The organism is Pseudomonas sp. AIG (assembly GCF_977020205.1).
This window is the reverse complement of the sequence record NZ_CDROCK010000001.1, coordinates 1-26,731: the sequence shown is the minus strand read 5'-3', so window position 1 is coordinate 26,731 and position 26,731 is coordinate 1. Positions and strand designations below refer to the sequence as shown.

General features: G+C 61.0%; 26 protein-coding genes and 1 riboswitch. Of the genes, 17 read left to right on the top strand and 9 right to left on the bottom strand.

Features of this window, described 5'->3' with window-relative positions:
• Window position 1: 1 nt before the first annotated feature.
• The 7 genes from ACWR1S_RS00130 (at window position 2) to ACWR1S_RS00100 (ending at window position 6,073) form a co-directional block, all read left to right on the top strand.
• Complete coding sequence (locus ACWR1S_RS00130) at window positions 2–502, top strand: SDR family NAD(P)-dependent oxidoreductase (RefSeq protein ID WP_454561966.1); 501 nt, start codon at window positions 2–4, stop codon at window positions 500–502.
• A gap of 129 nt (window positions 503–631) precedes the next feature.
• A complete protein-coding gene (locus tag ACWR1S_RS00125; protein WP_016987344.1) occupies window positions 632–1,495 on the top strand; it encodes a putative selenate ABC transporter substrate-binding protein in 864 nt (287 codons plus the stop codon).
• Window positions 1,492–2,289 (top strand): phosphonate ABC transporter ATP-binding protein, encoded by a 798-nt coding sequence (locus ACWR1S_RS00120; RefSeq protein WP_454561965.1) that lies wholly within the window; start codon window positions 1,492–1,494, stop codon window positions 2,287–2,289. The genes ACWR1S_RS00125 and ACWR1S_RS00120 overlap by 4 nt, the downstream gene beginning before the upstream one ends.
• On the top strand, window positions 2,283–3,107 hold the full coding sequence (locus ACWR1S_RS00115) for a PhnE/PtxC family ABC transporter permease (RefSeq protein ID WP_454561964.1): 825 nt from the start codon (window positions 2,283–2,285) through the stop codon (window positions 3,105–3,107). The genes ACWR1S_RS00120 and ACWR1S_RS00115 overlap by 7 nt, the downstream gene beginning before the upstream one ends.
• Window positions 3,104–3,871, top strand: a complete 768-nt coding sequence (phnE, locus tag ACWR1S_RS00110) for a phosphonate ABC transporter, permease protein PhnE (protein ID WP_454561963.1) — start codon at window positions 3,104–3,106, stop codon at window positions 3,869–3,871. Before ACWR1S_RS00115 ends, phnE begins: the two co-directional genes overlap by 4 nt.
• Window positions 3,872–4,059: 188 nt before the next feature.
• A complete protein-coding gene (locus tag ACWR1S_RS00105; protein ID WP_454561962.1) occupies window positions 4,060–5,739 on the top strand; it encodes an MFS transporter in 1,680 nt (559 codons plus the stop codon).
• Window positions 5,740–5,857: 118 nt separating this feature from the next.
• The gene (locus tag ACWR1S_RS00100) at window positions 5,858–6,073 is read left to right on the top strand and encodes a hypothetical protein (RefSeq protein ID WP_454561961.1); all 216 of its coding nucleotides are present in this window, start codon (window positions 5,858–5,860) and stop codon (window positions 6,071–6,073) included.
• A gap of 185 nt (window positions 6,074–6,258) precedes the next feature.
• On the opposite strand, the gene ACWR1S_RS00095 is transcribed toward ACWR1S_RS00100, so the two are convergent.
• The 5 genes from ACWR1S_RS00095 to ACWR1S_RS00075 are packed head-to-tail and all read right to left on the bottom strand — an operon-like array spanning window position 6,259 to window position 11,076.
• On the bottom strand, window positions 6,259–8,286 hold the full coding sequence (locus ACWR1S_RS00095; protein WP_454561960.1) for an LTA synthase family protein: 2,028 nt from the start codon (window positions 8,284–8,286) through the stop codon (window positions 6,259–6,261).
• Window positions 8,287–8,307: 21 nt separating this feature from the next.
• The gene (locus ACWR1S_RS00090; RefSeq protein ID WP_454561959.1) at window positions 8,308–8,919 is read right to left on the bottom strand and encodes a hypothetical protein; all 612 of its coding nucleotides are present in this window, start codon (window positions 8,917–8,919) and stop codon (window positions 8,308–8,310) included.
• Complete coding sequence (locus ACWR1S_RS00085) at window positions 8,919–10,214, bottom strand: sialidase family protein (RefSeq protein WP_454561958.1); 1,296 nt, start codon at window positions 10,212–10,214, stop codon at window positions 8,919–8,921. Before ACWR1S_RS00085 ends, ACWR1S_RS00090 begins: the two co-directional genes overlap by 1 nt.
• Before the next feature lie 50 nt (window positions 10,215–10,264).
• On the bottom strand, window positions 10,265–10,810 hold the full coding sequence (locus tag ACWR1S_RS00080; RefSeq protein WP_034155850.1) for a cytochrome b/b6 domain-containing protein: 546 nt from the start codon (window positions 10,808–10,810) through the stop codon (window positions 10,265–10,267).
• Entirely contained in the window at window positions 10,810–11,076 is a 267-nt protein-coding gene (locus tag ACWR1S_RS00075; protein WP_003225806.1) for a PepSY domain-containing protein, read from the bottom strand. Before ACWR1S_RS00075 ends, ACWR1S_RS00080 begins: the two co-directional genes overlap by 1 nt.
• Window positions 11,077–11,260: 184 nt before the next feature.
• Here ACWR1S_RS00075 and ACWR1S_RS00070 point away from each other — a divergent pair, with 184 nt between their 5' ends.
• The 3 genes from ACWR1S_RS00070 to mntP all read left to right on the top strand — a co-directional run bounded on the left by ACWR1S_RS00070 (window position 11,261) and on the right by mntP (window position 14,101).
• A complete protein-coding gene (locus ACWR1S_RS00070; RefSeq protein ID WP_454561957.1) occupies window positions 11,261–11,923 on the top strand; it encodes a response regulator in 663 nt (220 codons plus the stop codon).
• Complete coding sequence (locus ACWR1S_RS00065; RefSeq protein WP_454561956.1) at window positions 11,920–13,293, top strand: ATP-binding protein; 1,374 nt, start codon at window positions 11,920–11,922, stop codon at window positions 13,291–13,293. The genes ACWR1S_RS00070 and ACWR1S_RS00065 overlap by 4 nt, the downstream gene beginning before the upstream one ends.
• A gap of 64 nt (window positions 13,294–13,357) precedes the next feature.
• Window positions 13,358–13,529, top strand: a riboswitch (yybP-ykoY riboswitch).
• 8 nt (window positions 13,530–13,537) lie between these two features.
• Complete coding sequence (mntP, locus tag ACWR1S_RS00060) at window positions 13,538–14,101, top strand: manganese efflux pump MntP (RefSeq protein ID WP_016984480.1); 564 nt, start codon at window positions 13,538–13,540, stop codon at window positions 14,099–14,101.
• Between the two features lies 1 nt (window position 14,102).
• Here mntP and ACWR1S_RS00055 read toward each other — a convergent pair whose 3' ends face one another.
• Together ACWR1S_RS00055 and ACWR1S_RS00050 are read right to left on the bottom strand one after the other, a co-directional pair.
• Window positions 14,103–14,819, bottom strand: coding sequence for a DUF72 domain-containing protein (locus ACWR1S_RS00055; protein WP_454561955.1), 717 nt, complete (start codon window positions 14,817–14,819; stop codon window positions 14,103–14,105).
• Between the two features lie 123 nt (window positions 14,820–14,942).
• The gene (locus tag ACWR1S_RS00050; RefSeq protein WP_454561954.1) at window positions 14,943–16,730 is read right to left on the bottom strand and encodes a thiamine pyrophosphate-requiring protein; all 1,788 of its coding nucleotides are present in this window, start codon (window positions 16,728–16,730) and stop codon (window positions 14,943–14,945) included.
• Between the two features lie 183 nt (window positions 16,731–16,913).
• Here ACWR1S_RS00050 and ACWR1S_RS00045 point away from each other — a divergent pair, with 183 nt between their 5' ends.
• Window positions 16,914–17,684: an APH(3')-II family aminoglycoside O-phosphotransferase gene (locus ACWR1S_RS00045; RefSeq protein WP_454561953.1), complete on the top strand. Its 771-nt coding sequence runs from the start codon at window positions 16,914–16,916 to the stop codon at window positions 17,682–17,684.
• A 136-nt stretch (window positions 17,685–17,820) separates the two neighbouring features.
• Here ACWR1S_RS00045 and ACWR1S_RS00040 read toward each other — a convergent pair whose 3' ends face one another.
• Entirely contained in the window at window positions 17,821–18,096 is a 276-nt protein-coding gene (locus ACWR1S_RS00040; protein WP_454561952.1) for a DUF2798 domain-containing protein, read from the bottom strand.
• Window positions 18,097–18,219: 123 nt separating this feature from the next.
• On the opposite strand from ACWR1S_RS00040, the gene ACWR1S_RS00035 reads away from it, so the two are divergent.
• The 6 genes from ACWR1S_RS00035 to ACWR1S_RS00010 all read left to right on the top strand — a co-directional run bounded on the left by ACWR1S_RS00035 (window position 18,220) and on the right by ACWR1S_RS00010 (window position 25,513).
• Window positions 18,220–19,146 (top strand): LysR substrate-binding domain-containing protein, encoded by a 927-nt coding sequence (locus tag ACWR1S_RS00035; RefSeq protein WP_454561951.1) that lies wholly within the window; start codon window positions 18,220–18,222, stop codon window positions 19,144–19,146.
• A gap of 78 nt (window positions 19,147–19,224) precedes the next feature.
• Entirely contained in the window at window positions 19,225–20,301 is a 1,077-nt protein-coding gene (locus tag ACWR1S_RS00030; RefSeq protein ID WP_454561950.1) for an alpha/beta hydrolase family protein, read from the top strand.
• A gap of 2 nt (window positions 20,302–20,303) precedes the next feature.
• Complete coding sequence (locus ACWR1S_RS00025) at window positions 20,304–20,714, top strand: GFA family protein (RefSeq protein WP_454561949.1); 411 nt, start codon at window positions 20,304–20,306, stop codon at window positions 20,712–20,714.
• Between the two features lie 181 nt (window positions 20,715–20,895).
• Window positions 20,896–21,735 carry a glutathione-dependent disulfide-bond oxidoreductase gene (gene yghU, locus ACWR1S_RS00020; RefSeq protein WP_454561948.1) on the top strand — a complete coding sequence of 280 codons (840 nt, stop codon included), beginning with the start codon at window positions 20,896–20,898 and terminating at the stop codon, window positions 21,733–21,735.
• Between the two features lie 276 nt (window positions 21,736–22,011).
• Entirely contained in the window at window positions 22,012–24,189 is a 2,178-nt protein-coding gene (locus tag ACWR1S_RS00015; RefSeq protein ID WP_454561947.1) for a TonB-dependent siderophore receptor, read from the top strand.
• Window positions 24,190–24,319: 130 nt separating this feature from the next.
• Window positions 24,320–25,513 carry a GAF domain-containing sensor histidine kinase gene (locus ACWR1S_RS00010; RefSeq protein WP_454561946.1) on the top strand — a complete coding sequence of 398 codons (1,194 nt, stop codon included), beginning with the start codon at window positions 24,320–24,322 and terminating at the stop codon, window positions 25,511–25,513.
• Here the strand turns inward: ACWR1S_RS00010 and ACWR1S_RS00005 are convergent.
• A complete protein-coding gene (locus ACWR1S_RS00005; protein WP_016984467.1) occupies window positions 25,510–26,151 on the bottom strand; it encodes a LysE family translocator in 642 nt (213 codons plus the stop codon). The genes ACWR1S_RS00010 and ACWR1S_RS00005 overlap by 4 nt on opposite strands.
• Window positions 26,152–26,731: the final 580 nt, after the last annotated feature.

Below are 26,731 nucleotides of genomic sequence, written 5' to 3'. Positions count from 1 at the left end.
GATGAACATATTGGTGGTGGGTGCCAGTAAAGGCTTGGGCAGAGCGTTTATCGAAGGTTTGGGTAACGCGGGAGACACGCTGATGGGTGTGTCCCGCACGCGCCCCGAAGGTTTGGTGTCCGAGGCAGAGCGCCCAGTACGCTGGGTAGAAGCCGACCTGATGAACCCGGCCAAAGCCGCGCACGCCATCGAGCAGGCGGTTGTCGACGACGGGCTGGATACGCTGATCTACAACCTTGGCATTTGGGAAGAGTCGGCGTTCGATCCAGCCTATGACTTTCTCGACAGTCCGGACGACGAATTGCAAGCCATCGTCAGTTGCAACATCAGCGCAACGATCCTGTTGATCAAACGCCTGCTTCCCCTCCTGCTGAAAAGCGCCCATCCCAGAATCATCCTCACCGGATCAACCTCGGGCCTGCCAGACATGATCCTGAGTCTGTCCTCGGCCAGCTACGTCAAGGAGCTCACGCTCCCGGCGATACTCGACGAACGTTTTTGACCACTGCAGCCCCGATGGCGCTGGCCTTTGCGCGTGGGAATACGTATAACCACGCCGATTCGTCTACCCTCACGTAGCGCCCTGGTTCAGCTCTTCACACTTTTTGACGCTCACGAAACGGAGAATTCCATGCTCAAACGAACACTGGCACTGACCGCCGGCCTGGCCCTGTCCTTTTCTGCATTCATGGCTCAGGCCGCCGACGTTCTGCGCGTCAGCGCGATTCCCGATGAAGCGCCGACCGAACTGCTACGCAAGTTCGAACCGCTTGGCGCGTATCTGGAACAACAACTGGGCATGAAAGTGCAGTTCGTGCCGGTGGCCGACTACCCGGCAGTGGTTGAAGCCCTCGCGACCGATCGCCTCGACATGGCCTGGCTCGGCGGTTTTACCTTTGTGCAGGCGCGTTTGAAGACTGACGCAACGACGCCAGTCATTCCGCTGGTTCAGCGCGAGCAGGACGCGCAGTTCACCAGCAAATTCATCACCGCTGACCCGAACGTACACAGCCTCGCCGACCTGAAGGGCAAAACCTTCGCCTTCGGTTCGGTGTCGTCGACCTCCGGCAGCCTGATGCCGCGTTACTTCATGCTGAAAAACGATGGCATCAAGCCTGAGGGCTATTTCAGCCGTGTCGCCTACTCCGGCGCCCATGACGCCACCGTGGCCTGGGTGCAGGCCGGCAAGGTTGACGCCGGCGTGCTGAACGCCAGTGTCTGGCAGAAACTGGTGGATGCCGGCAAGGTCGACACCAACAAAGTGAAAGTCTTCGCCACCACCCCGACCTACTTCGATTACAACTGGACCGTGCGCGGCACCCTCGACCCAGCGCTGGCAGCGAAGATCAAAAAAGCTTTCCTTGATCTGGACCCGGCCAACCCTGAGCAGAAAAAGATTCTCGATCTGCAGGCCGCCAGCCGTTTCATCGACACCAAGCCCGAGAACTACAAGGGTATCGAGGAAGCCGCCCGCGCTGCCGAACTGCTGAAATGACCCTGAGCCTCAACCAGGGCAGCCTGCGCCACGCCAATGGAGTCGACGCCCTGCGCGGTGTCGACTTGCAGATTGGCGTCGGCGAACAGGTCGCCATCATTGGCCCGTCCGGGGCCGGTAAATCGAGTTTGCTTAACCTGCTGGCCACCGCACTGCGGCCCAGCAGCGGTGAGATTGAAGTGCTGGGTGAGCGTGCCTGGCATTTGTCGGCCCGTCAGCGCCAACGCCTGCGTGCGCGAATCGGCCTGGTGCATCAGGCACCGCCGTTGCCGCCGCGTCAGCGCGTGGTCACAGCGGTGCTGGCCGGCAAGCTCGGCCAATGGAGTCTGGGTAAAAGTCTTCTGAACCTGTTGCATCCACTGGATGTGGCGGGTGCACGCGCGGCGTTGGCGCGGCTGGATCTGGGCGACAAGTTGTTCGCGCATTGCCGGCAACTGTCTGGCGGCCAGTTGCAGCGTGTCGGCATCGCCCGCGTGTTGTATCAGGCGCCGGAGATTCTGCTGGCTGATGAACCGGTGTCGGCGATGGATCCGGTGATGGCCGGGCACACCCTGTCGATCCTGTCGCGCCACGCTCGCGAGCACAACGTCACGCTGGTGGCGAGCCTGCACGCGGTCGATCTGGCGCTGTCGCACTTCCCACGGATCATCGGTCTGCGCGACGGGCAGGTTCTGTTCGACAGTCCTTCCGGGCAAGTCAGCCACGAGATGCTCGACGCGTTGTACGCCAACGAAAAACTGCAATCGCCGACCGCTGTGGTGGCGCCTCTGACTGTGCAGATTCCCCGATGCTGAAGGCCGATTCACGCGATCCGGCGGCGTGGCCACGACTGCTGCTGACGCTGTTGGCGATTGCCTTGCTGTGGCCGGGCGTCCAGCTCAGCGAGCTGAATCTGGGTGTATTGCTGCCCGACAGCCAGAATGAAATGGGCCGTTTTGTCGCGCAATTCTGGCCACCGGCGCACGACGAAGCGTTTCTGCAGTTACTACTCAAAGCCACCCTGCAGACCTTGGCTATCGCCACCGCCGGCATGGCCTTGGCGTTGGTCTTGGCGATACCGGCGGGCCTGATTGCCAGCCGTGCGCTGTCGCTGTCTGCCGCTTCGCGCGGTGGCGTGCCCAGTCGACTGGGCCGCCTGCTGCGCTGGCCGGTGCGCGGTTTGTTGATCTTATTGCGCAGCGTGCCGGAAATCGTCTGGGCGCTGTTGTTCGTCCGCGCGGTCGGGCTGGGCCCGGCGGCCGGTGTGCTGGCCATCGCCATCACTTACAGCGGCATGCTCGGCAAGGTCTACGCGGAGATTTTCGAATCCACCGATCAGCGTCCGGCGCACGCGCTGTTGCAGGCTGGCAGTGGTCGTCTGGCGGCGTTTGCTTACGGCACGCTGCCCAATGTCGCGTCGGAATTGCTCTCGTACACGGTTTATCGCTGGGAATGCGCGATTCGCGCGTCAGTGGTGATGGGTTTCGTCGGTGCTGGCGGCTTGGGACAACAGATCGACCTGTCGATCCGCATGTTCGCCGGCGGTGAAGTCGCCAGTATTCTGCTGTGTTTCCTGATCCTGGTATTGGCCGCCGACCAACTCAGCCGCTTGCTGCGCTGGAGGCTGACATGAATCGCTTGATCAACCTGCTGCTGATCGCCGGCATCGCGTTGGCCGTGATTGCCTCGTTCACTTATCTGGGGCTCGACCTCGGTGAACTGGGCAGCGCCACCAGCCTCAAGCAGATGGGCGCTTACGTGCAGCGCTTTCTCAGCCCGGACCTGAGCGCCGATTACCTCAAGGCAATCTTCCACGGCTCACTGGAAACCTTGGCCATGTCGGCCCTCGGCACGCTACTCGCGGCGGTGTTCGGCATCGTCCTTGCGTTGCCTGCCGCCGGGCGTTTCGGCTGGCCGCTGCAAAGTGCCTCGCGCTTGCTGCTCAACGCCTTGCGGGCGATTCCGGAACTGGTCTGGGCGGCGCTGATGGTGCTCGCCGCCGGCCTCGGCCCGAACGCCGGCACCCTCGCCCTCGCCCTGCATACCACCGGCGTGCTCGGTCGATTGTTCGCCGAAGCCCTGGAAAACACCCCGCCACAACCGGCCGAAGCGATTCGTTTGCAGGGTGGCAATCCGATTCTCGCCTTTTGTTACGGCACCCTGCCGAACCTGGCGCCGCAACTGCTCGCCTACATTCTGTACCGCTGGGAAAACAACATCCGCATGGCCAGCGTTCTGGGTTTTGTCGGTGCCGGCGGGCTGGGTCAGATGCTCTATGTGAGCCTGAGCCTGTTTCAGGAAGCCCAGGCCAGTACGGTGATTCTGGCAATGCTGGTGCTGGTGTTTATGGTCGACTGGTTGAGTGCGTGGAGCCGGCAGCGCTGGGTCAAAGCCTAGTGCGCAGGCCGGCAAGTGGATATCTGGCCAAAGCTGATTATGCTCAAGGAAACCTTGCACACCTGCGAGGCGGTCAGACTGTGCAAGTTTCACGCGAGAGCAGTTGCGGCATTTGCCACAAGGCCAGAGTGCGATAAGCAGTAACGGGGGACTCCGGCCTACAACAATAAGCACGACGGAGAACACCCATGGCCACAATCGACACAGCATCCACCGGCAGTCCACCGCGCAGCGGCGGCATCACCAAGGAAGAGCGCAAGGTCATCTTCGCTTCGTCCCTTGGCACGGTTTTCGAGTGGTACGACTTTTATCTCTACGGTTCACTGGCGGCGATCATCGCCAAGCACTTCTTTGCCGGTGTCAACGAAACCACCGCGTTCATTTTTGCCCTGCTGGCCTTCGCGGCGGGGTTTGCGGTGCGGCCTTTCGGAGCGATTGTGTTTGGCCGGCTCGGTGACATGATCGGGCGCAAACACACCTTCCTGATCACCATCGTGATCATGGGTGTCTCGACCGCGATTGTCGGTCTGCTCCCCGGCTACGAGACCATCGGCGTCGCCGCACCGGTCATCCTGATCACCCTGCGTCTGCTGCAAGGTCTGGCGCTGGGGGGTGAGTACGGCGGCGCAGCGACTTATGTGGCCGAGCACGCGCCCCGCAACAGACGCGGGTTCTTCACCTCGTGGATTCAAACCACCGCGACCTTGGGGCTTTTCCTGTCGCTGCTGGTGATCCTCGCCTGCCGCACGGCGCTGGGCACTGAAGCCTTCGAAGCATGGGGCTGGCGGATTCCGTTTCTGCTGTCGATCCTGCTGCTGATCGTCTCGGTGTACATCCGCCTGCAACTGAGCGAGTCGCCGGTGTTCCAGAAAATGAAGGCCGAAGGCAAGGCGTCGAAAGCGCCGCTGACCGAATCCTTCGCGCGCTGGGACAACCTCAAAGTGGTGATCATGTCGTTGCTCGGCGGCACGGCCGGGCAAGCGGTGGTCTGGTACACCGGGCAGTTCTACGCGTTGTTCTTCCTGTTGCAGACGCTGAAGATCGACCCGCAGACCGCCAACCTGCTGATCGCCGGTTCGCTGCTGATCGGCACGCCGTTCTTCGTGATTTTCGGCAGCCTCTCCGACCGCATCGGACGCAAGCCGATCATCATGGTCGGCTGCATGCTGGCAGCGCTGACCTACTTCCCGATCTTCCACGCGCTGACCCAGTACGGTAACCCTGATGTGTTTATCGCCCAGGAGAAGAACCCGGTCAAAGTGATCGCCAACCCCGACCAGTGCTCGTTCCAGTTCGACCCGGTGGGCAAGGCCAAATTCACCAGTTCCTGCGACCTGGCGAAGACCCTGCTGGCAAAACGGGCGATCCCGTATGAGAACGTGATTGCCGAGCCGGGCACCGTCGCGCAGGTGCGCATCGGCGACAAAGTGGTCGAGAGTTTTGAAGGCAGCGCCCTGCCGGCCGCCGACTTCAAGACCCGCAACGACGCGTTCACCGCGACCCTCGGCACGGCACTCAAGGATGCCGGTTATCCGGAGAAAGCTGACCCTGCGAAAACCAACTATCCAATGGTGCTGCTCCTGCTCACCGTGCTGGTGATCTACGTGACCATGGTCTACGGCCCGATCGCCGCATGGCTGGTCGAACTGTTCCCGACCCGCATCCGCTACACCTCGATGTCGCTGCCCTATCACATCGGTAACGGTTGGTTTGGTGGTTTCCTGCCGACGGTGGCGTTTGCCATGGTCGCGGCCACGGGGGATATCTACTACGGCTTGTGGTACCCGATCGTGATTGCGGTGATGACGGCGATACTCGGCACGTTCTTCCTGCCGGAGACCAAGGATCGCGACATTCTCAAGGACTGAAAGCCGCCAGCGCGCCCTCTCCATCGCGGGAGGGCGCCATTTGGCACATCCCGGCAAAAATATCGAACGCCTGCCGCACTGCTTGCCTCCAATGTTTACACCACTGGAGGTCACCCACATGAACAGCGACGATAAAACCCCGAACGCCCCGCCAACCGACACGTCCGGCAAACCGGTGAATGTGGTCGAGCGCGATATTGAAGACAGGGACGATGACAGCAAAGCCGTGGATGAAGTCATCACGCCCTCCTCCACGAGAGTGAAGGAACAGGACGCCGAGACGCTGCAGCGCAAGATCGATGAGATAGAGCGCAAAGTGGCTGATGGTAATTAGTGTTTTTGCAGGCGATCGCGACAGTCTGCTGGATCTACCCCCTCACCCCAGCCCTCCCGAAACGTCGGACCGCCCCCAAGGGGGCGAGGGGGAAAGGGAGCCGATTTGTGGGCTTTTCAAATTTTGCGTTCAAACGCCGCGGTCAGTCCCCTCTCCCTCTGGGAGAGGGTTAGGGTGAGGGCTCCTCAGCGCACATTGCGATACAGCATCAGCCGCGCACTTTCATGCAGCCCCCGCGTCAGCTCCACCAGCCGCTGAAACTCCTCCGGGTGCTGCTCGGCGACGTTGTCTCGCGGTGTCGCCGAGCGCAAGTCGTGCAGGGTCGGCGCGCTGCCGTCGTGTTGCATTTGCAGCAGATGATGTTGGGTCACGCCGCCAATCAACGGGAACGTGCCTTCACGCAACACCAGCGGCACCACCCGTTCGCCCTCGGGTGTCGGCTGCTGAATGTCGCGGCCCATCGCGCCGTTGCTGAACGGAATGCCGGCCATACCCGCCACGGTCGGCAGCAGGTCCACCAACCCCACCGCCTCATCGATCACCTTGGGTTTGAGCAGCCCCGGCGCGTGAATCAGCATCGGCACATGGTTGCTTTCCAGCCCCAATTGTTCGAAGGCCGGCGGCATGTGCGGGATCTGGCTGATGCGGGTGTTGTGGTCGCCGAAGAACACAAAAATTGTGTTGTCGTAGTAGCCGCCGGCCTTGGCCAGCGCCATCAGCTTGCCGATGTTGAAATCCAGCAGGCGCACGGCGTTGTATTGCTCGACGCTGCGCGAGCCGGCGGCTTGCACTTGTTCCAGCGGCAGATGACTGACCTGGAAACCGTCGTTGTCCTTGGGAATGGTGAACGGCCGATGGTTGCCCGAGGTTTGCACGTAGGCGAAGAACGGTCGGTCCTTGGGCAGATCGCGCAGGATGCGATCGCTTTCCTTGAACAGGTCCAGGTCGGAAATCCCCCAGACATCCACCAGCGGCGAGCGCCAGTCACTCTCCTGATACAGCTGTACGCCGTCGATGCTTTGCTGGATCAGCGCATTGATGTTCGCCCAACCGGCATTGCCGCCGATCATGTAGAGCTTGTGATAATCGCTGAACGCGTTGATCAGCGTGTGCTGGCGGGTGATCAGCGGATGCCGGGTGGCGGTCTCCTGGCGGGTCACGTCCGGCACCCCGGTGATGCTCGCCCACACGGTTTTTGCGGTACCGGTGACCGGCACGTAGAAGTGGCGGAAAAACCAGCTCTCGGTCGCCAGTTGATCGAGATTGGGCGTCGGGTTCAGCGGGTTGCCATAGGCGCCCACCGCGCTGGTGCCCAACGATTCAAGCATGACAAACATCACGTTCGGTGTTCCGGCGACCCGGTACGGTTGCACCGCTTGCTGGCGCTCGAACGTCAGCGTTTGCCGGTCCGGTTGCGCCACGCCGAGATAACGCGCAATCAGCGGGTAATGCTCGCGCACCTGGGCCTCATCGAACTGCGCCTGGCCGGCCTTGAGCGTGTCGTAGAGGAACAGCACCGGGTTGAGGCCGACCGCGGCAATCTGCGCGTTGCCGGAGAAAAACGCATCGCTCCAGCGCAACGGCACCGGGTTTTCCAGATTCAGATTTTCCACACGACCGAGCAGCGCCAGCAACACGGCGACCAGCCCGAGCCCGCCGCCCAACGCCAGTGAAGTGCGGCGGATGGCCCGAGGTTCACGCGCCAGCGTCGCCCGCTCCAGGCGCACAAATCCGTAGAACCACAGCGACAGCACCGCCAGCCAGCCGAGGGCAATCCACAGCACCGGATAGGTTTCCCAGACCATTTGCTGCGAGATCTGCGCATCCTCCAGATAACGCAACACCGTGGCATTGATGCGCACGCCGAGGTAGGCGTAATGGCCGAAATCGATGATGTAGATGAGGCCGACCACGCCCAGCGTCAGCAACCAATAACCTCGCGCCACAACACGCAACAACGGCACACGGGTCAAGTTCCAGCGCGGCAGCCAGGCCAGAACGGCCAGCGGCAACATCAACAGCACAGCCAGACGCAGGTCGAAGCGCAGACCGATGCCGAGGGTTTCGCGCAGTTGCGGGTCGTCGGCAAATGCGCTGATGTCGAGACCGGAAAAACCCAGCACGAACACCAGCCGCAGCAGGGCCAACAGTAAAAACGCCAAACCTGCCGCGCCGACGCCGTAGCGCAGACGCCGCGATTGCAACCAAGCCATCGTTGACCTCTGTGGGGTGATTCAGATTGAGGATGTCGGCACAGCCGCGACCGGCCGTAGCAGACGCCAGACTTCGCGGATGCACAGCGCCGCGCCGGCCACCAGGCAATAGCCGACCAGCAGCGGATCGATCAGGTAATCCCAATAGTTTTCCGAGGCCTTGAGGCGCAGCGCGAAGGCCAGCGTGCCAAGCGCCAGCATCGCCACGCCCAGCCCATTGCGCAGCCACAACAGCGCCAACGTGGTCAGCCCGACCAGCACAATCATCGGTCGCGGGTTGAAGCCCCAGCGGTACGGGTCGACATAGGTCAGGCCCATGGTCGCCGGGTACAGAATCAGCGCCAACACCGCAAACAGCACCAGCACCTGAACGCGCTTGATCGTTGGCGGTGGCTGAACCACGCCCAACCGCAGCAGGCTGACCCAACCGAGCAATACCAGCGTGGTGATCGCCAGATCATCGGTAAAGCTGCGCACATAGGCCGCCAGCGGCAGGTCGTTGACCGGGATAAAACTGGCCAGTGCCAACAGCGGCAGCAGCCACGGCCGCCAGCGCCGGGTCAGGCCCAGCGTGCTGAGCAAAACAAAACCGAGCAGGACAAAACTCAAATGGGCTTGCCAGGGAAACATCATCACAGGCGCTCCGCCAGCCACGCATCGTTGAAGCTGACATGTTTGATAAAGGTGTTATTCCACGAATACACCAGGTGATAGAGACCGTCCGAACCCCGGCTGAAATACGGGTACTCGTACTCGAAATCACAGCCGCGCGGCTTGCACACGCGGTAGTCGAGATTGCTCAGGAAACGTTGCTCCAACGGCAAGCGGCGCGCGCCACTGGAGGCGCGAAAGCCTTCGCCGATGATCGCCTTATAGGCTTCGGGGGCGAACGGCTGGCCAAGCGGATCGGGCGATTGATCGAGATCGATGACGCTGCGCCAGTCATTGAGATTGGCATCGGTGCCGTACAGGCTGAGTTTGAAACGGCCGTCCTGCAGATCGTTGAGCGCCACCAGCAAGCCGTCGTCAGCCGTACCCACCGCCGCCAGCGACGAGTTGGGGTTGGCCGGTTCCAACGGATACGGTTCGCTCCAGGTCTGGCCGGCGTCGTTAGTGCGGCTGGCCAGCACGCGATGATGGGTGTCGCCGGCATAGCGCAACATCGCCACGGCGCGGTGTCCGTCCAGCGGCACGATGGTCGGCTGCAACGAGTGTTTGCCACGGCTGATGCGGAATTTGTCGATGACTGCACCGTCGGCGCTCAGGTACAGGTACTCGGCAAATTTGCCCATGAATTCGTGATACACCGGCAAGCCGATCGAGCCGTCGGCATGGAACACCGGCGCGGCGCGCACCAACGTGCTGATGTTGAAAAACGGCGAGGTGACTAACTGTCGAGGCGTCGACCAGTTGCGCCCGAAGTCATCGGAGACCATCGCATTGATCGCGCTGGTGGCCCAGCCGCCAACCGACACCGACACATAGAACATCCACAAACGCTGATCCGGCGCGAGGGCGATCACCGGGTTACCGAGTTTGCGGATGTAACGGCGCGTGCCGTCGCGAGTGGATTCGCGGGTCGCCAGCACATGCTCCGCGCCCCACTCCGCGGTCTTCGCATCGAACCGCGCCGTGCGGATCTGCACGTCGGCAGCGCCTTCGCGCGATCCGGCAAACCACACCGCCATCAGGTCGCCGCCGGGCAGCGCCGTGACCGACGACGAGTGCACAAAGTCGTCCAGTTGCGAGGAGACGAAGCGGCTGTTGTACATCGGTTCGGAGGCTTGTTGAGCGCCATCAACCGGCGCTGTCGAGAGCGCGAATGGCGCCAGCACATGGGACGGATGACTGCGCCACGCCGCCAGAAAAATCAGGCTCACGGCAAGGCTGCCGAGAATGAACGTCAAGCGAAAGGACAACGCACGCATAGTGGACTCGCGGCAAGGACAGGAGGGTTAACAATGGGCAGACGTCCTTGTCAGCGCGTCGAATCGTCCGGCAATCGGCGACGGCGCCCGGTGAGCATCGACAACGGCAAGTTGTCGCGAACCTGAAAGCTTTCAAACACGGCAGCAGCGATGTGAATGCACACCAGCACCAGCAGACTGTCGGCCGCCGTTTCGTGGACCGACAACGGCCAATCGGCACCCCACAAGGCGTCGACTTCTTCCATCGCCCAGCCACTGAGACCCACGGTGAACAACGCCAGCAACATCAGGATCATCACCAGCGCGCCGATCGGCGAGTGGCCGAGGCGATGCTCGGGCCGCCCGGCGAGCAGTGAGCGCGCATGGGCCAGCAGGCGCGTCGGGGTCGGCCAGAAGTCCGCCCAACGCGCACTGCGCGGCCCGATAAATCCCCACACCGTGCGCACCAGCAGCCAGCCCATGGCGTAATAGCCGAGCCAGACATGCCAGTCGTCACCCGCTTCATTGAAGAAGTAATTGGCGACGAAGACGCCCGCAATCGACAGATGAAACAGCCGCACCACGGGATCCCACAGGCGCAGGGACGCGCTCGGCATCAGCCCTTGATCTCGGTCTTGACCGCTTTACCGCTGACCGGGTCGTGGTAGATCTCGACCTTGCGCTTGTCCTTGTCGAAGCCGTAGATCTCGTAGCAGTTGCCATCGGTGACTTTGAATTTGCTGATCTCGTAGCCCTGGGCTTTCAGCTGTTCCTGAAAGGCCTTCTGGTCTTGCCATTGCGAGCGCTCGGCAGTGGTGCATTGCGGGCCGGCAATGGCCAGAGGGCTGGCGACGATCAAAGACAACAGCAGCAGTTTGCGCATGGAATCACTCTCGCTGGATGAGGAAGGCCTCACTGTGCAAAAGCAACCTTAGCGAAAGCTTAGTTGGCAACGAGTCGTTACATCTTTCCCGTCGGATGGCCTGCCACGACGGCTTGCACAGCGGCATGATGCCGGCCATCCAACCCCGTATTAGCAACCCCGTACTCCCAACAGAGAACCGCCCATGCGCCTGCTTCTGGTCGAAGATGATCGTGCCCTCGGACAAGGCATTCGCGTTGCCCTGAGCAGCGAGGGCTACACCCTTGACTGGTTGCAGGACGGCGTCAGTGCCTTGCATGCGCTGCGCAGTGAAAGCTTTGATTTGCTGCTGCTTGACCTTGGTCTGCCACGGCTCGATGGCCTGACCCTGCTGCAGCAATTGCGCAGCGAGCAGCAGGACTTGCCGGTGCTGATCCTCACCGCCCGCGATGGCACCGGCGAACGCATTGCCGGCCTCGACGCCGGCGCCGATGACTACCTGATCAAACCGTTCGATGTCGATGAGTTGAAGGCACGCATCCGCGCCTTGCTGCGGCGCAGCCAGGGCCGGGCGCAACCGGTGCTGGAACATGCCGGCGTGTGCCTCGATCCGGTCAGCCAGCAAGTCACCTGGCTGGGCAACGAGGTGGTGATGACGCCGATGGAATACCAGCTGCTGCATCAACTGATGGCGCGGCCCGGCAAAGTCGTCACCCGCGAGCGCCTGTCCGGCGCACTGTACGGCTGGCAGGAACGGGTCGAGAGCAACACCCTCGAAGTGCTGATCCACAACCTGCGCAAAAAACTCTCGACCGAGTTGATCCGCACCGTGCGCGGCGTCGGTTATGTGGTGGCGGTCAAACCATGATCTCGATACGTGCGCGAATTCTGGTGCCGGTATTGATCCTGGTATTGATGGGCGATCTGCTGATCAGTTGGCTGGTGCTGCGCGACAGCCATCACGAAATCGAAGAGGTCTACGACGCACAACTGGCGCAGAGCGCACGCCTACTGCAAGGCGTGCTGGCGCAACGCGCTCCGGGCGATAACAACTGGCAGCGGCTGCATCAGGCCTTCGATGAAGCCATGAGCCGGGTCGGCGATGGCGAGGCGGCGCACCCCTACGAAACCCGTTTGACGTTTCAGGTCTGGCGCAGCGACGGGCAGTTGCTGATGCGCTCGGCTGAAGCGCCGGAACTCAACGCGCCGCCGACCACCCTCGGGTCCCATGACTTGATGGAAAACGGCCGCGACTGGTGCGCGTTTCTGCTCAAGGACTCGCAGCAAGGGCTGTTGATCTGGGTCGGTGAGCGCGATGACATTCGGCAGGATCTGATCGAGCGCATTGTCGGCCACACGCTGTGGCCGAGTGTGATCGGCGTGCCAGTGCTGACGGTGCTGATCTGGCTGGCGATTGGCTGGGGCCTGCAACCGTTGCGAGCCATGGCGCAGACCATTCGCGGGCGCAACACCGACACCCTCAAACCGCTGAACCTCAAGCCCCTGCCCCACGACCTTGAACCGATGCAAACCGCGCTCAATCGCCTGTTGCAGCAGATCGATAATGTGTTGGCACGCGAGCGACGCTTTATCGCCGACGCCGCCCACGAGTTGCGCACGCCGCTGGCGATCCTGCGCATCCATGCGCAAAACGCGCAGCTTGCCGGTACCGCGCAACAACGCGATGAGGCGCTGGAGTTTCTGGTCAGCGCCGTGGACCGTGCCACCCGCATCGCCAGCCAGTTGCTGACCATGGCGCGCATTGAGCCGCGCCTGGCCATCCCGGAAAAGACCCCGGTGGAACTCACCGCGCTGGTGCGCGAAGAGCTCGCCGAACTGGCGCCGCTGGCGCTGGAGAAAGACGTCGACCTGATCCTCGACAGCGACCACCACTGCCCGGTCGACACCGACCCGGTTGCACTCGCCATCGCCTTGCAGAACCTGGTCACCAACGCCTTGAATTTCGCCCCGCCCGGCAGCGAAGTGCGCGTACAGGTCCAACCAAAGGCATCCGGCGCGGTGTACATCAGCGTCGAGGACGCCGGCCCCGGTATCAACGAAGCGGATTATGCGCGACTGTTCGAGCGTTTCTACAGTCACGGTCATGCCAACGGCGCCGGACTGGGGCTGGCCATTGTGCAGATGATCGTCAGCAAGATCGGCAGCACTTTGCAGTTATACAACCTGCCGCGTGGCGGTTTGTGCGCAGAGTTGCGGATCAACGAGAAGTCGGCATGACGTGCTACGCCTGATGTCCGATGCGGCGGTTTTGACGAAATTTTCATGTTTGCCCGCATAAGATCCGCAGCCTCGTTGGGGAGTAGCCTGTTTCCGAGCCTTTCGGAAGCGTTCGTATCAACATTCTCGGCAACATGCCGTGGTGCGAACACCTTTTGGTTGGTGAGACCGACGACACATCCATGCCTAAAGTCGGGCGTGTGGTTGTGTCGTTGACTCATAGCCCGACTGGAAGTGTGCCCCCGTGAATCCTGTTTCCCTCATATTCCTCGCTTTGGCCATGTCCACGGATGCGTTCGCCGCCGCCATCGGCAAAGGCTCCAGCCTGCACAAACCGCGTCTCACTGAAGCCCTGCGTACCGGTCTGATCTTCGGTGTGATCGAAGCCATCACCCCCATCATCGGCTGGCTGATCGGCCAGGCGGCGACCCGTTGGGTGGCCGAATGGGACCACTGGATCGCGTTCACCCTGCTGGTGATTCTTGGCCTGCACATGATCTACAACGGCCTGAAACACGAAGAAGAGCAAGAAGAAAAACCGGGCTCGCACTCCTTCCTGATTCTTGCGGTCACCGCGTTTGCCACCAGCATCGATGCCCTCGCGGTCGGCGTCGGCCTGGCGTTTGTCGATGTGAATATTTGGGTGGCTGCGGCGGCAATTGGTCTGGCGACCATGACCATGGTGACCCTTGGTGTGATGCTCGGCCGGGTGCTCGGCGCGGTGGTCGGCAAGCGTGCGGAAATCGTCGGTGGCGTGGTGCTGATGATTGTCGGTGCGACGATTCTGTATGAGCATTTGGCGGTCTGATTCAACCTGAAGTCAGCGCGGTCAGTGCCAAGGCGTTGCCCAGCGCTGCGCCGCTGGCGGTGTTGTCGAAAATACACCAGGTCGCGGCACCTGCCGCGGCCGCTGATTGCAGGGCTTGTGCAAGGTTTTGCAGATAAGCGGGCTCGTAGGCGCTGTGGTAAATGCGCGGTGAGCCGTGCAGTCGCCAGTATTTCGCTTCTGCCCAGCCGATTGGCGAAACATCACTGCTGATGCGCGAGGGATCGACTGCCGCCTGGGCAATCTGATGCGTCATCAGCATCGGCTCGGCGCTGATCCATGATTCGTGCCTTGGTTCGAGCACCACGACGCCGGAAAAGCGCTGACGCAATGTCGTAAAAAAGGCTTCGGCGACGGCTTCGTCGAACGCCAGTGACGGCGGCAACTGCACCAGCAAACAGCCCAGACGCTCACCCAGACCTGCGCACTCGGCGAGGAATTTATCCAGCGCTGGTTCACAACCCACCAAGCGCAATTCATGGCTGATGTGTTTGGGCATTTTCACCGAAAAGCGGAAGGCTTCCGGTACGCCATCCGCCCAGCGTTCATAGGTTTGCCGACGATGCGGACGGTAGAACGAACTGTTGATTTCCACGCCGTTGAGACGCGCAGCGTAGCGCCGCAAGTGCGTGCCTTCTGCCGGAAATGCCGGCCAGTGTTCGCGCCCCAGATTCCAGCCTGCACAGCCAATGAAAATCATCAGTGCACCTTCCGCTCATTGATGGGAATGCAGCCCGTGACGCTCCGCGTCACTGGACGCAGAGCGTCCCTAGAGGCATTCCCACGCAGAGCGTGGGAACGATCAAACCTTTGCGTTAACCGGTCATTTCTTCCCGGGCAATACCGAGCCGAGTACCTGCTTGGCGGTTTGCAGGATCACCCCGGCCTCATCCGGATCGCCCTTGAGCAACGTCGTGGCGAACTTCTTCGCCTGTTCAAGTTTGATGTGCGGCGGCAATGGCGGCACGTTCGGGTCGGTCTTGAACTCGATCAGCACCGGCACCTCCGAGGCCAGTGCCTTTTCCCAGGCAGCGGCGACGTCTTCTTCGCGATCAACGAAAATGCCTTTCAGGCCGATGGAGATGGCGAACAGGTGATAAGGCACATCGGGAATGCTTTGCGAAGCTTCGAACTTCGGATCGCCCTCCATCACCCGCTGCTCCCACGTGACCTGATTGAGGTCCTCGTTGTTGAACACCGCGCAGATCCATTTCGGGCTCGCCCACTGGCGCCAGTGCTTGGCGACGGTGATCAGCTCGGCCATGTTGTTCATCTGCATCGCCCCGTCGCCCACCAGCGCAATGACCGAACGCTCGGGATAAGCAAACTTGGCGGCAATCGCATAAGGCACAGCGGCGCCCATGGACGCGAGTCCACCGGACAATGAGCACTGCATGCCACGGCGGATTTTCAGGTCACGGGCAAACCAGTTGGCGCAAGAGCCGGAGTCGCTGGTGATGATTGCGTTATCGGGCAGGCGCGGCGACAACTCGTACACCACCCTTTGCGGGTTGACCGGATCGGCTTTGGCCATGGCGCGTTTTTCCAGGGTTTTCTCCCAGCTGCCGCGCCAGCCTTCGACTTTCTTGCGCCACTTGTTTGAGGTTTTCTGTTCGAGTAGCGGCAACAACGCGGCGAGGGTTTCCGCCGAATCACCGACCAGATTGACCTCCATCGGATAGCGCAGACTGAGCATGTCGGGTTGCAAATCGATCTGCACACCGCGCGCCTGGCCTTCCTTCGGCAAAAACTCCGCGTAGGGAAAGCCCGAACCGATCATCAGCAAGGTGTCGCATTCGTTCATCAGTTTGTAGCTGGGTTCGGTGCCGAGCAGGCCGATGCTGCCAGTGACCCAAGGCAAATCGTCCGGCAACACGGCTTTGCCCAACAGCGCTTTGGCGACGCCGGCGCCGAGTTTTTCCGCCACCGCGATGACCTGATCCGTCGCCTGCAAAGCACCCGCTCCGACCAGAATGGCAACCTTTTCGCCGGCATTCAAAACGTCGGCTGCCCGCTGCAGATCCACGTCATAAGGCAGCACTTTGGGTTTCGTGTAACCGACCCCGGAATGCGCGGTGCCATGTTCGCGAGCCGGCGCTTGGTATTTCAGGTCCTGCAAATCGTTGGGCAGGATCAGCGCGGTTACCCGACGTTCGCCCACAGCCGTGCGCACCGCTCGATCAAGCAGGTGCCGCACCTGCGACGGCGCCGAGGCCTGCTGCACAAATGCCCCGGCGACGTCCTTGAACATCGATACCAGATCAAGCTCTTGCTGATAGTGACTGCCGAGTGCCGTGCGCGCCTGCTGACCGACGATGGCCAACACCGGCATGTGATCCAGGCGCGCATCGTAGAGGCCGGTGATCAGATGCGAGGCGCCGGGGCCGGAAGTGGCGATGCACACCCCCAACTCACCGGTGAACTTGGCATGCGCCGAGGCCATGAACGCGGCCATTTCTTCATGCCGCGCCTGGACGAATTCGATCTTTCCCTTGGCCCGGCTGAGCGCGCCGAACACGCCGTTGATGCCGTCACCCGGGTAACCAAAAATCCGCGTAACGCCCCATTGGCTGAGCCGCTCAACCAGAAAATCTCCTACGGTCATCGTCATCTTGATCCTCGTCGTTTGCTGGTGCATGACGTATTCCCGACCGTGCCTGGGCCGGGAGCTGTAGAGGTCTGGACAATGACGGCGAAGGCGAAGTTTCGATTGTTTTCACCACCTGGACCATTTGCGGTGAAGTCCGCCCGGACGGCAAACTGCGCATTTCGGGCACGGGCAAGGACCACGAACATGGATTTACCAGACACATGGCGCAACCGCTTTGCAGACGCGGTTATCGAGCAACAGACCATTGGCGAATCACGCGCCGACGTATGGCGCATTACCCGCGCAGGCGCTGCGGCGCTGTTCGTGAAATCCGAGACGGTCATGGCGTTGGGCGAATTGCCCGGTGAGGTACAGCGCTTGCGTTGGCTGACGAGCCAGGACTTGCCGGCGCCGCGTGTGCTCGAGACCACCACCGAAGCGGATCGCAACTGGCTGCTGATGAGCGCCATTGCGGGGCGGGATCTGGCCAGCAGTGAGCACCTCTCGCCGCAACAGATCGTCACGCTTGCAGCCGAGTCTTTGCGCGCACTGCACGCGGTCGCTATCGAGAGCTGCCCGTTCGATCACTGCCTGGACAAAAAAATACGGCTGGCCGGCGAACACCTGCTGGCCGGATTGATCGATGAAGAGGACTTCGACGATTCGCGCCTTGGCTGGAGTGCTGAAGCGGTGTTCGAACAATTGCTCGCCACTCGCCCTGATCATGAAGAACTGGTGGTCGCGCATGGCGATGCGTGCCTGCCCAACCTGCTCGCCGACGAGGGCCGCTTCAGCGGGTTTGTCGACTGCGGGCGACTCGGCGTCGCTGACCGTTATCAGGATTTGGCGTTGGCCGCGCACAGCATCACGGACAACCTCGGCGCGCAGTGGCTACCGCTGTTTTTCGAGGTGTACGGCGTGGAACCGGATCTGCAGCGGATCGCTTTCTATCAGTTGCTTGACGAGTTTTTCTGATGCCTTTCACAAGACGTCACGGTCGGCGGTGAGGCCATTCGCGAGCAGGTTCGCTCCCACATTTGGAACGCCCCCCCCTGTGGGAGCGAGCCTGCTCGCGAAGACGTCAGAACAGTCACCACTGACGTGAAAGCTTTCAACGATGCGGATGCACCGTCCACGCCACCAGTTTGATCACAATCGGCCGCACGATGAGGATGCACAGGAACGCCGCAGGCATCGCCAGCTTGTAGGCGTGCAACGCATTATTCAGGTAATCGTTATCAATGCCGGAGTTGGCAGCGGTAATCACCAGCGACATCAAAAACGCCATGATCGTCGCCATGTACAACGCAAACACGTAGGGCGTGGCGCGCGGTGACAGCTTGCGGCGGCTGATGATCAAGGCTTCGGCGTTGGTTCTTTGATTCATATCGCTTTTCCATCCAGTGACAGGGAGACCGCACGTTAGCAAGGCCGCCCCCGCGCAACTAGACGCTCAATCGCAGGTACTTTATAAAGCACAACTTACGAATCAACCCTCAACGGGACATGGATGAATCTGTTAGCGGCGATTGCCAGTTTTATCAAAGTGGTCGAAGCCGGCTCGATTGTCGGCGCGGCCAGGATTCTCGGCGTCAGCGCAGCGGCCGTCAGCCAGACGATCAATCGACTGGAAGCGCACCTCGGCGTACGCCTGCTGCAACGCACCACGCGCAGCATGGCGCTGACCGAAAACGGCGCGGCGTACTACGAGAAAGTCCGGCGCATCGCTGCCGATCTGGAAGCCGCGCAAAGCTCGATCAGCCACGATGAAACCGAGCTGCAAGGCCGGCTGAGCATTGCCTCCACCTCAGCATTCGGCCGCCATGTGCTGGCCTCGCTGATCGCCGGTTTCGGTGCACTGCACCCGCGTCTGCTGATTGAGCTCTCGACCACCAACGGCAAGATCAACCATATCCAGGACGGCATCGATCTGAGCCTGCGGATCAAGCCACAACTGGAGGACGGCATCGTCGCGCGCAAGATCGTTTCGCTGCCCTTCATCATGTGCGCCGCGCCGGCCTATCTGCAGCGCGCCGGATGGCCGCAATCGCCTGATGATTTGCAGAACCACGCCTGCCTGGCGTTTCGTTATCCACTGGACGGGCGTTTTCTGCGCTGGAGTTTTGTCCGCGACGGTCAGCGTTTCGACGCCACTATCAATGCCACCGCGATCAGCGATGACATCGATGCGCTGGCGCAAATGGCGGTTCACGGCGCCGGGGTCACGCGACTGGCGGAGTTTGTTGCGGCGCCTTATCTGGCGAGCGGGCAATTGGTGCCGCTGTTTGAACGCAGCGACGCGTCCCACTCCGTCGTCCAGCCGATGGACATCTACGCCTGCGTGCAGGAACGCGCGGCGATGACGCCGAAGGTCAAAGCCTTTCTGGATTACCTGACCGCGCATCTGGCCGCGCGCTGGCCGCTGGAAAATGTTTAAGACGCAGGGCTCGCTGAAGCGCGCGAATTCGGGCAAAGTCCATCTCGCCCAAACGGCCCATCACGGAAGATAACAACAATGAAAAAGTCTCTCGGCGCTCTGCTACTGATCTGCTTGAGCAACCACGTATTCGCTGACGCTCAACCCGTTGGTTTCCAGTACGCCACACTGGCGGATCCGCGCAACGAGCGCCCGCTGGAAATGGTCGTCTGGTACCCGAGCTCGACCACCGCTGCGACGCCACAATTGTTCGGCGACAACCCGGTCTTCGTCGGTGCCCCTGCCGTGCTCGACGCCCCGGCCGCCAGCGGCGCGCATCCGTTGGTGGTGCTTTCCCACGGCTATGGCGGAAGCTGGATCAACCAGACCTGGCTGGCCAGTGCGCTGGCGCATCAGGGTTACATCGTCGCGGCAGTCAACCATCCCGGCACCACCAGTCGAGATCGCCGCCCACAAGCGGCGGCACAACTGTGGCAACGTCCGGTCGACCTCAGCCGGGCCATTGATGCTGTGACGGCGCAACCGGAAAAATTCGGCGCGGTGGCCAAGGATCGAATTGCTGTTGTGGGCCATTCTCTCGGCGGTTGGACCGTGCTCGAAACCGGCGGCGCGCGCTTCGACCCCGAACGTTTCGCCAAAGACTGCAAGGTCCACACGCAACTGGCCAGTTGCACCGCCTACCAACAAATGAACACTGCAAGCACCGCGCAAGCGAAAGCGCAATTGGCCGCCGACTGGCGTGACAAGCGTGTCACTGCCGTGGTGTCACTGGATCTGGGCCTGTCGCGCGGGATGACCAATGCCAGCCTTGCGACCTTTCCCGTGCCGATTCTGGTGATTGCCGCCGGCGTACCGTCGAAAGAACTGCCCGCGCAACTGGAATCGGTCGACCTCGCCAAACGCCTGCCGAAAACCTCGTCGCATTACGTCGAAATCAACGATGCCAGTCACTTCACGTTCATGGCGATCTGCAAACCTGGCGCCGTGGCCATGCTTGACGCGGATGTGCCGGGGGACAGCATCATCTGCACCGATGGCGTCGGCGGTCGTCCGCGCGCGGTGATTCAACAACAAGTGATTTCCCTGATCAGCGACTTTCTGAAGCAATCACCCGGCAACCTGAAACCAGCCATCGCCTACAAGGACTCCCAATAATAATGCTGACACCCTCCCCTCAGACCTTCCGGGGCAGTTGCCTGTGCGGCGTCGTGAAATACCAGATCCGCTCACGGCCCAAAGCGCTTTCGCACTGCCACTGCAGCCAATGCCGCAAAAGCCACGGCGCGGCATTCGCCAGCTACGGCAGCGTGCTGCGCCAGAACCTGGAATTGCTGGAGGGCGCCGACCAGGTCAAGTCGTATCAGTCGTCTGAATCGGTACAACGCCAGTTCTGCACGCACTGCGGTTCGTCGCTGTTCTGGGCACGCAATCAGGGTGAATACAGCGACTGGATTTCGGTAGCGCTGGGCACGCTGGACACGACGTTCACCACGGAAAAACAGCAACATGTCGAAGTCACGTCGAAAGCACCGTGGTTTGAAATCAAGGATCAATGGCCGCAGCGCTGAGGCTGAAACCGGAATCGTACGGCGGGTCAATCGCAGAGCAAATCGCCATCGAGCTGACGACTGCAAGCGCTCATCGCTTGCCGCTCAATCCATCGCCCTCTGGAATACACAGCAGGTTGTGTGGTGTCCTGTCTATTATCAGCGAGGTATTTTTTCCACTTGCCAAGATGAGGCCCCTTAGATGAGCAAAGCGCCGTACGTTCCGCCCCAGGTCTGGAAAAACCAAGCACCGTCCGGTGGTCAGTTCGCCAGTATCAATCGGCCGATTGCCGGACCGACCCATGACAAGACCCTGCCAGTCGGCAAGCACCCGTTGCAGCTGTATTCGCTGGCCACGCCCAACGGCGTCAAAGTGACGATTCTGCTCGAAGAGCTGCTGGCGCTGGGGCACAGCGACGCCGAGTACGATGCCTGGCTGATCCGCATTGGCGAAGGTGATCAGTTCTCCAGCGGATTTGTCGAGATCAACCCGAACTCGAAAATCCCGGCGCTGCTGGATCGCAGCACCGAACCGCCGATTCGGGTGTTCGAGTCCGGTTCGATCCTGCTGTACCTGGCTGAGAAGTTCGGCGCCTTCCTGCCGAAAGACCCGGCTGGCCGTGCCGAAACCTTGAACTGGCTGTTCTGGCAGATGGGCTCGGCACCGTACCTTGGCGGCGGTTTCGGGCATTTCTATGCCTATGCGCCGGAGAAGCTGGAATACCCGATCAACCGCTTCACCATGGAAGCCAAGCGGCAACTGGATGTGCTCGATCGGCGTTTGGCCGAAAGTGCTTATCTGGCCGGCGACAGCTACACCATCGCCGACATCGCGGTCTGGCCGTGGTACGGGCAATTGGTGCGCAACAATGTTTATTCCGCGGCCGAGTTTCTCGCGGCTCATGAATACACGCATGTGCAGCGCTGGGCAGAGGAGATTTCCAAGCGGCCGGCGGTCATCCGTGGCCAACGCGTCAATCGCACGTGGGGCGATGAAGCGACGCAAGTGCCCGAGCGGCACGACGCTGCCGATTTGAACTGACCGCCCTTTTCGTCTCGTTTGTCTGCTTAGCCGGACTCACCCGCAGCACCGGTCACAGCCACTGTGATCGGTCCGCTGCCCCGTCATTTGCCCCGCAAAAGACCAACGAATCTGCGCCGACCCGCGACGTAGAGCGCCCGCTCAAATGTGAAAAATTCATTAACTAACTGAGCCGTACGGCTTTCTTCCCCCGGAATGATCTGACAGACTAATGCGAATAATTCCTACACGCACTCGCACTGGATTCGTTTTCGTATCATTTGGGGAAGCAGATTGATGTCGTTTCACACCATTCACCGTCGCTCACACCGTTCACCTAACCTGTTGGCACTCGCCATCTGCATGGCCAGCATCACACCGGTTCTGGCCGATGAAGCAACACCCGCCTCTCCTGAAAAAGCTGCGCCAGCCACGCTGGAACTGGACGCCACCGAAATCGGCGCCACCCAGATGAGCAGCACTACCGAAGACACCCAGTCCTACACCACCGGCCCGATGCGCACGGCAACCAAGCTGTCGCTGACCATGCGCGAAACGCCTCAGGCGGTGACGGTGATTACCCGTCAACGGATGGACGACCAGAACATGACCAGCATCAACGACGTGGTGAAAGGCACGCCGGGGTTGTTCCTCAGCCAGGCCAGCGGCCCGGGTCGGCAGACGTACAGCTCGCGCGGTTTCGACATCGACACGATCATGTACGACGGCCTGCCGAGTTCGTACTCGCCGTTCTCGATGGCAGTGCAACCCAACCTGGCGATGTTCGACCGCGTCGAAATCGTCCGTGGTGCGACCGGTCTGGTCACCGGTGCGGGCAATCCTTCGGCGGCGATCAACCTGGTGCGCAAACGCCCGACTGCCGATCAACGCGTGACCCTCACCGGCGCCGCCGGCAGTTGGGATGACTACCGTGGCGAGATCGACGCGTCCAGCCCGTTGAACGAAAGCGGCACCTTGCGCGGCCGCGTGGTCAGCTCTTATCAGGGCGCCGACAGCTTCCGCGACAAGGAAGAGAACGACCATGGCTTGTTCTACGCCATCGGTGAAGCCGACCTGAGCGACAGCACCACCGCGACCCTCGGTTTCTCGCGGCAGAATGAACAGACCAACTATTTCTGGGGCGGCTTGCCGATCGGCACCAACGGCCATCACCTCGACCTGCCCCGCTCCACCTACCCGGGCACCGATTGGGAAAACCGCAAGCTGCAAATCGACACCGCGTTCGGTGAAGTGGAACATCGTTTCGACAACGACTGGAAACTGCACGTCGCCGGCTCGACCTCGACCCTCGACGGCGAGTTCTCCGGGACTTACCTGTCGCGCTACGCCGGCCCGCTGGAAACCACGGCCTATCAATCCCATAACACCGACAAGCAGCGCTCGCTCGAAGTATTCGCCAGCGGCCCGTTCGAAGCGTTCGGCCGCAGCCACGAACTGGTCGTCGGCGCCAGCAACCGCGTGTATGACGCGACCACCAAGGAATACGACCCGTACACCACCGCCTGGCCGATTGGCGCGCCAAAACCCGACTTCGTGCGGGACGGCAAAACCCGCACCGTCACCACCCAGGATGCCGTTTACCTGACCACCCGCCTGAGTCTGGCCGATCCGCTGACACTGATCCTCGGCGGCCGTCTCGATTGGTACGACTACGATGACCGCTCCGGCGATGGCGACTATAAAGTCACCAAGAACCTCACCCGCTATGCCGGCCTGATCTACAAGCTCGACGACCACTACTCGGTGTATGCCAGCTACACCGACATCTTCACCCCGCAGACCCAGAAGGATCTCGGCGGCAAAGTGCTCGAGCCGATCGTCGGCGAAAACTACGAGGTGGGCATCAAGGGCGAGTACTTCAACGGCGCCCTCAACGCCAGTCTGGCGGTGTTCCAGATGGACCAGACCGGCCGCGCCACCCAGGCCGACACTCAGTTCGGCTGCCCGGTCCTGACCTGCTACGGCTCATCGGGTAAGGTGCGCAGCCAAGGCGTGGACATGGAACTGCAAGGCGCGCTGACCGACAACTGGCAAGTCGGCGCCGGTTACACCTACACCCGCGCGCACTACATCAAGGATGAAAACCCGGCCAACAACAATCAGCGTTTCGAAACAGACACGCCAGAGCATCTGTTCAAGGTCTCCACCGTGTATCGCTTCCAGGGTCCGCTGCAAAACCTGCGCGTGGGTGGCAACGTTTACTGGCAGAGCCGGATGTACAACGATGTCGCCCTGGCCAATAACGGCAGCTATCGCCTCGAACAGGGTGGCTACGCGGTGACCGACCTGATGGCCGGGTACGAAGTCAACAAACACCTGGATCTGCAGGTCAACGCGAACAATATCTTTGACCGCGTCTACTACTCCGCCATCGGCTCCAATGTCACTTGGGGGGCCAACGACAACTACGGCAACCCGCGCAGTGATATGCTGACGGCCAAGTACAAGTTCTGAGTCGCACCGGCAATAAAACACAAGGGCGCCCGGGAAATCCGTGGCGCCCTTGTTCTTTCTTGATTACCGCATTAGTCATGCCTGGCAATAACAGATAGTCTCTGAGCGAACTCTTCAAGAAGCATCGTCCATGACCAATCCGGCATTCACCCCAGACATCGACGCCATCCGCAGCATTGATGCAGTGCCGGTCATCCTGAGCATGGTCAAGCACCTCACCGGCATGCGTTTCGCTGCAGTTGCCCGCGTCACTGACCGAAACTGGGTAGCCTGCGCCGTCGATGATTCGATTGATTTCGGGCTCAAACCCGGTGGCGAACTGGTGCTTGAGTCGACCATTTGCCATGAGATCCGCCAGCATCAGCAGCCGGTGATTTTCGGTCACGCCAGCGCGCATCCGATCTTTTCCCTGCACCACACGCCGAAAACCTATGGACTGGAGAGTTACATCTCCATCCCCATCGTCAAAGCCAATGGCGACTTCTTCGGCACCCTCTGCGCCATCGACTCCGTGCCCGCCAATCTGGACGAACCGGCTATCGCCAAGACGCTCACCCTCTTCGCCCAACTGATTGCCATGAGCCTCGATACGCAAACTCATCTTGAGGCAACCAAGGTCGAACTGAGCAACGCCAATGAGCTGGGCCGCCTGCGCGAGCAGTTCATCGCCGTGCTCGGGCATGACCTGCGCACACCGCTGAGTGCGATTCGTATGAGCGCCGACCTGTTGGAAAGCAAAACCGAAGAAAAGCGCTCACTCAATCTGATTTCGGCGATCCGCAACAGCTCGGTGCGCATGGGCGTGCTGATCGAAAACATCCTCGACTTTGCCCGGGGGCGGCTGGGTGGCGGGATTCCCGTGCAGCGTACGCTGGTCGACGACTTGCAAAACACGCTGCAACTGACCCTTGCCGAGGTGCAAGCCTCCAATCCGCAGGCGACGTTCATCGCGGAGCTGGAGGTGCCGGCGGGCGTCTATTGCGATGCATTGCGCATCAGCCAATTGCTCTCCAACCTGCTGGGGAACGCCGTCACCCACGGTTCGAACGCCACGCCGATCATTTTCAAGGCTTACGCCGAGCGCGACGAAATTGTCCTCTCGCTGACCAATCAAGGCACGCCGATTCCCGCACAACTGATGCCATTGCTGTTCGAACCGTTCTCCCGCGCCGAAGCCGGGCAACGTTGCGAAGGCTTGGGTCTGGGGCTTTACATCGCCTCGCAGATCGCCACGGCACACAACGGCACCTTGAGCGTGTCCTCAAACAGCGAGTCGGGCACCTGCTTTGTGGCGAGATTCCCGGCCCGGTTCAAATGGGTTTAAACCGTCTGCCGACGCATCGTCAGAATCGCCGCGCCAAAACCGATGAACGTTGAACCGACCACACGACTGACCCAACGCGACAGGGCCGGCCGAGTCAGCACGCCCTTGGCGCGGGAAGCCAACGCGGCGTACACGCTCAGTGACGACACCGACAGCGCCATGAAAATCGAAGTCAGGATCAGAAATTGCGGCAGCAGCGCGGCGCCCTGATCGATGAACTGCGGAAACAACGCAGTAAAAAACATCGTCGCCTTGGGGTTGGTCACCGCCGTCAGAAACGCCGACTTGTACAGCTTGCCGCGAGTCGGCCGCACCTTGCTCGCCTCACCTTCGACACCCTCCGGCAGCATCGGCCCCTTTTTGAACAACTGCTTGACCCCGAGGTAGAACAGATACCCGGCGCCGATGATCTTCACCGCATTGAACAGAATTTCCGAACTGGCCAACAACGCCCCCAACCCCAACATCGCCGCTGCCGACAGACAGAACAAACCACTGGCATTCCCCAGCGACGACCAGATCGTACTGCGCTGCCCGTGCGCGAGACTGTTGTTGATCGCCATCAAAGTCGCCGGCCCCGGGCTGGCAATGGCAATTGCGGCGACCAGAGTGAAGGTCAATATCGAGTGAGAATCCATTTTCGCTGCTCGCAAGAGTGAAGATGCCGCATGTTACAGCAACCTGCCGGATAACCCAGATCAAAAGCCCCTCACCCTGGCCCTCGCCCGGAGGTAGAGGGAACTGACCGAGGTGATTGTGAGACGTGCGCCGACGTGAAATACCGAGTCGAATTCAATACTGCACCAGATCAAAAGCCCCTCACCCTAGCCCTCCCGAAACGTCGGACCGCCCGGAGGTAGAGGGAACTGACCGAGGTGATTGTGAGAGGTACGCCGACGTGAAATACCGAGTCGAATTCAATACTGCACCAGATCAAAAGCCCCTCACCCTAGCCCTCCCGAAACGTCGGACCGCCCAGAGGTAGAGGGAACTGACCGAGGTGATGGTGAGAGGTACAACGACGTGAAATACCGAGTCGAACTCAGACAATGAAAAGCCCACAAATCGGCTCCCTCTCCTTGGGGAGAGGGCTGGGGTGAGGGGTAAATCCAGCACAAACCCAAAGCCGACCGCACGCTCTTCCACCACTCAACAGGATGAGCGTTAGCTCGGCTGCAGCTGTTGATCTTGATTCACCGGCCGCGTCGGCAGGCTGAG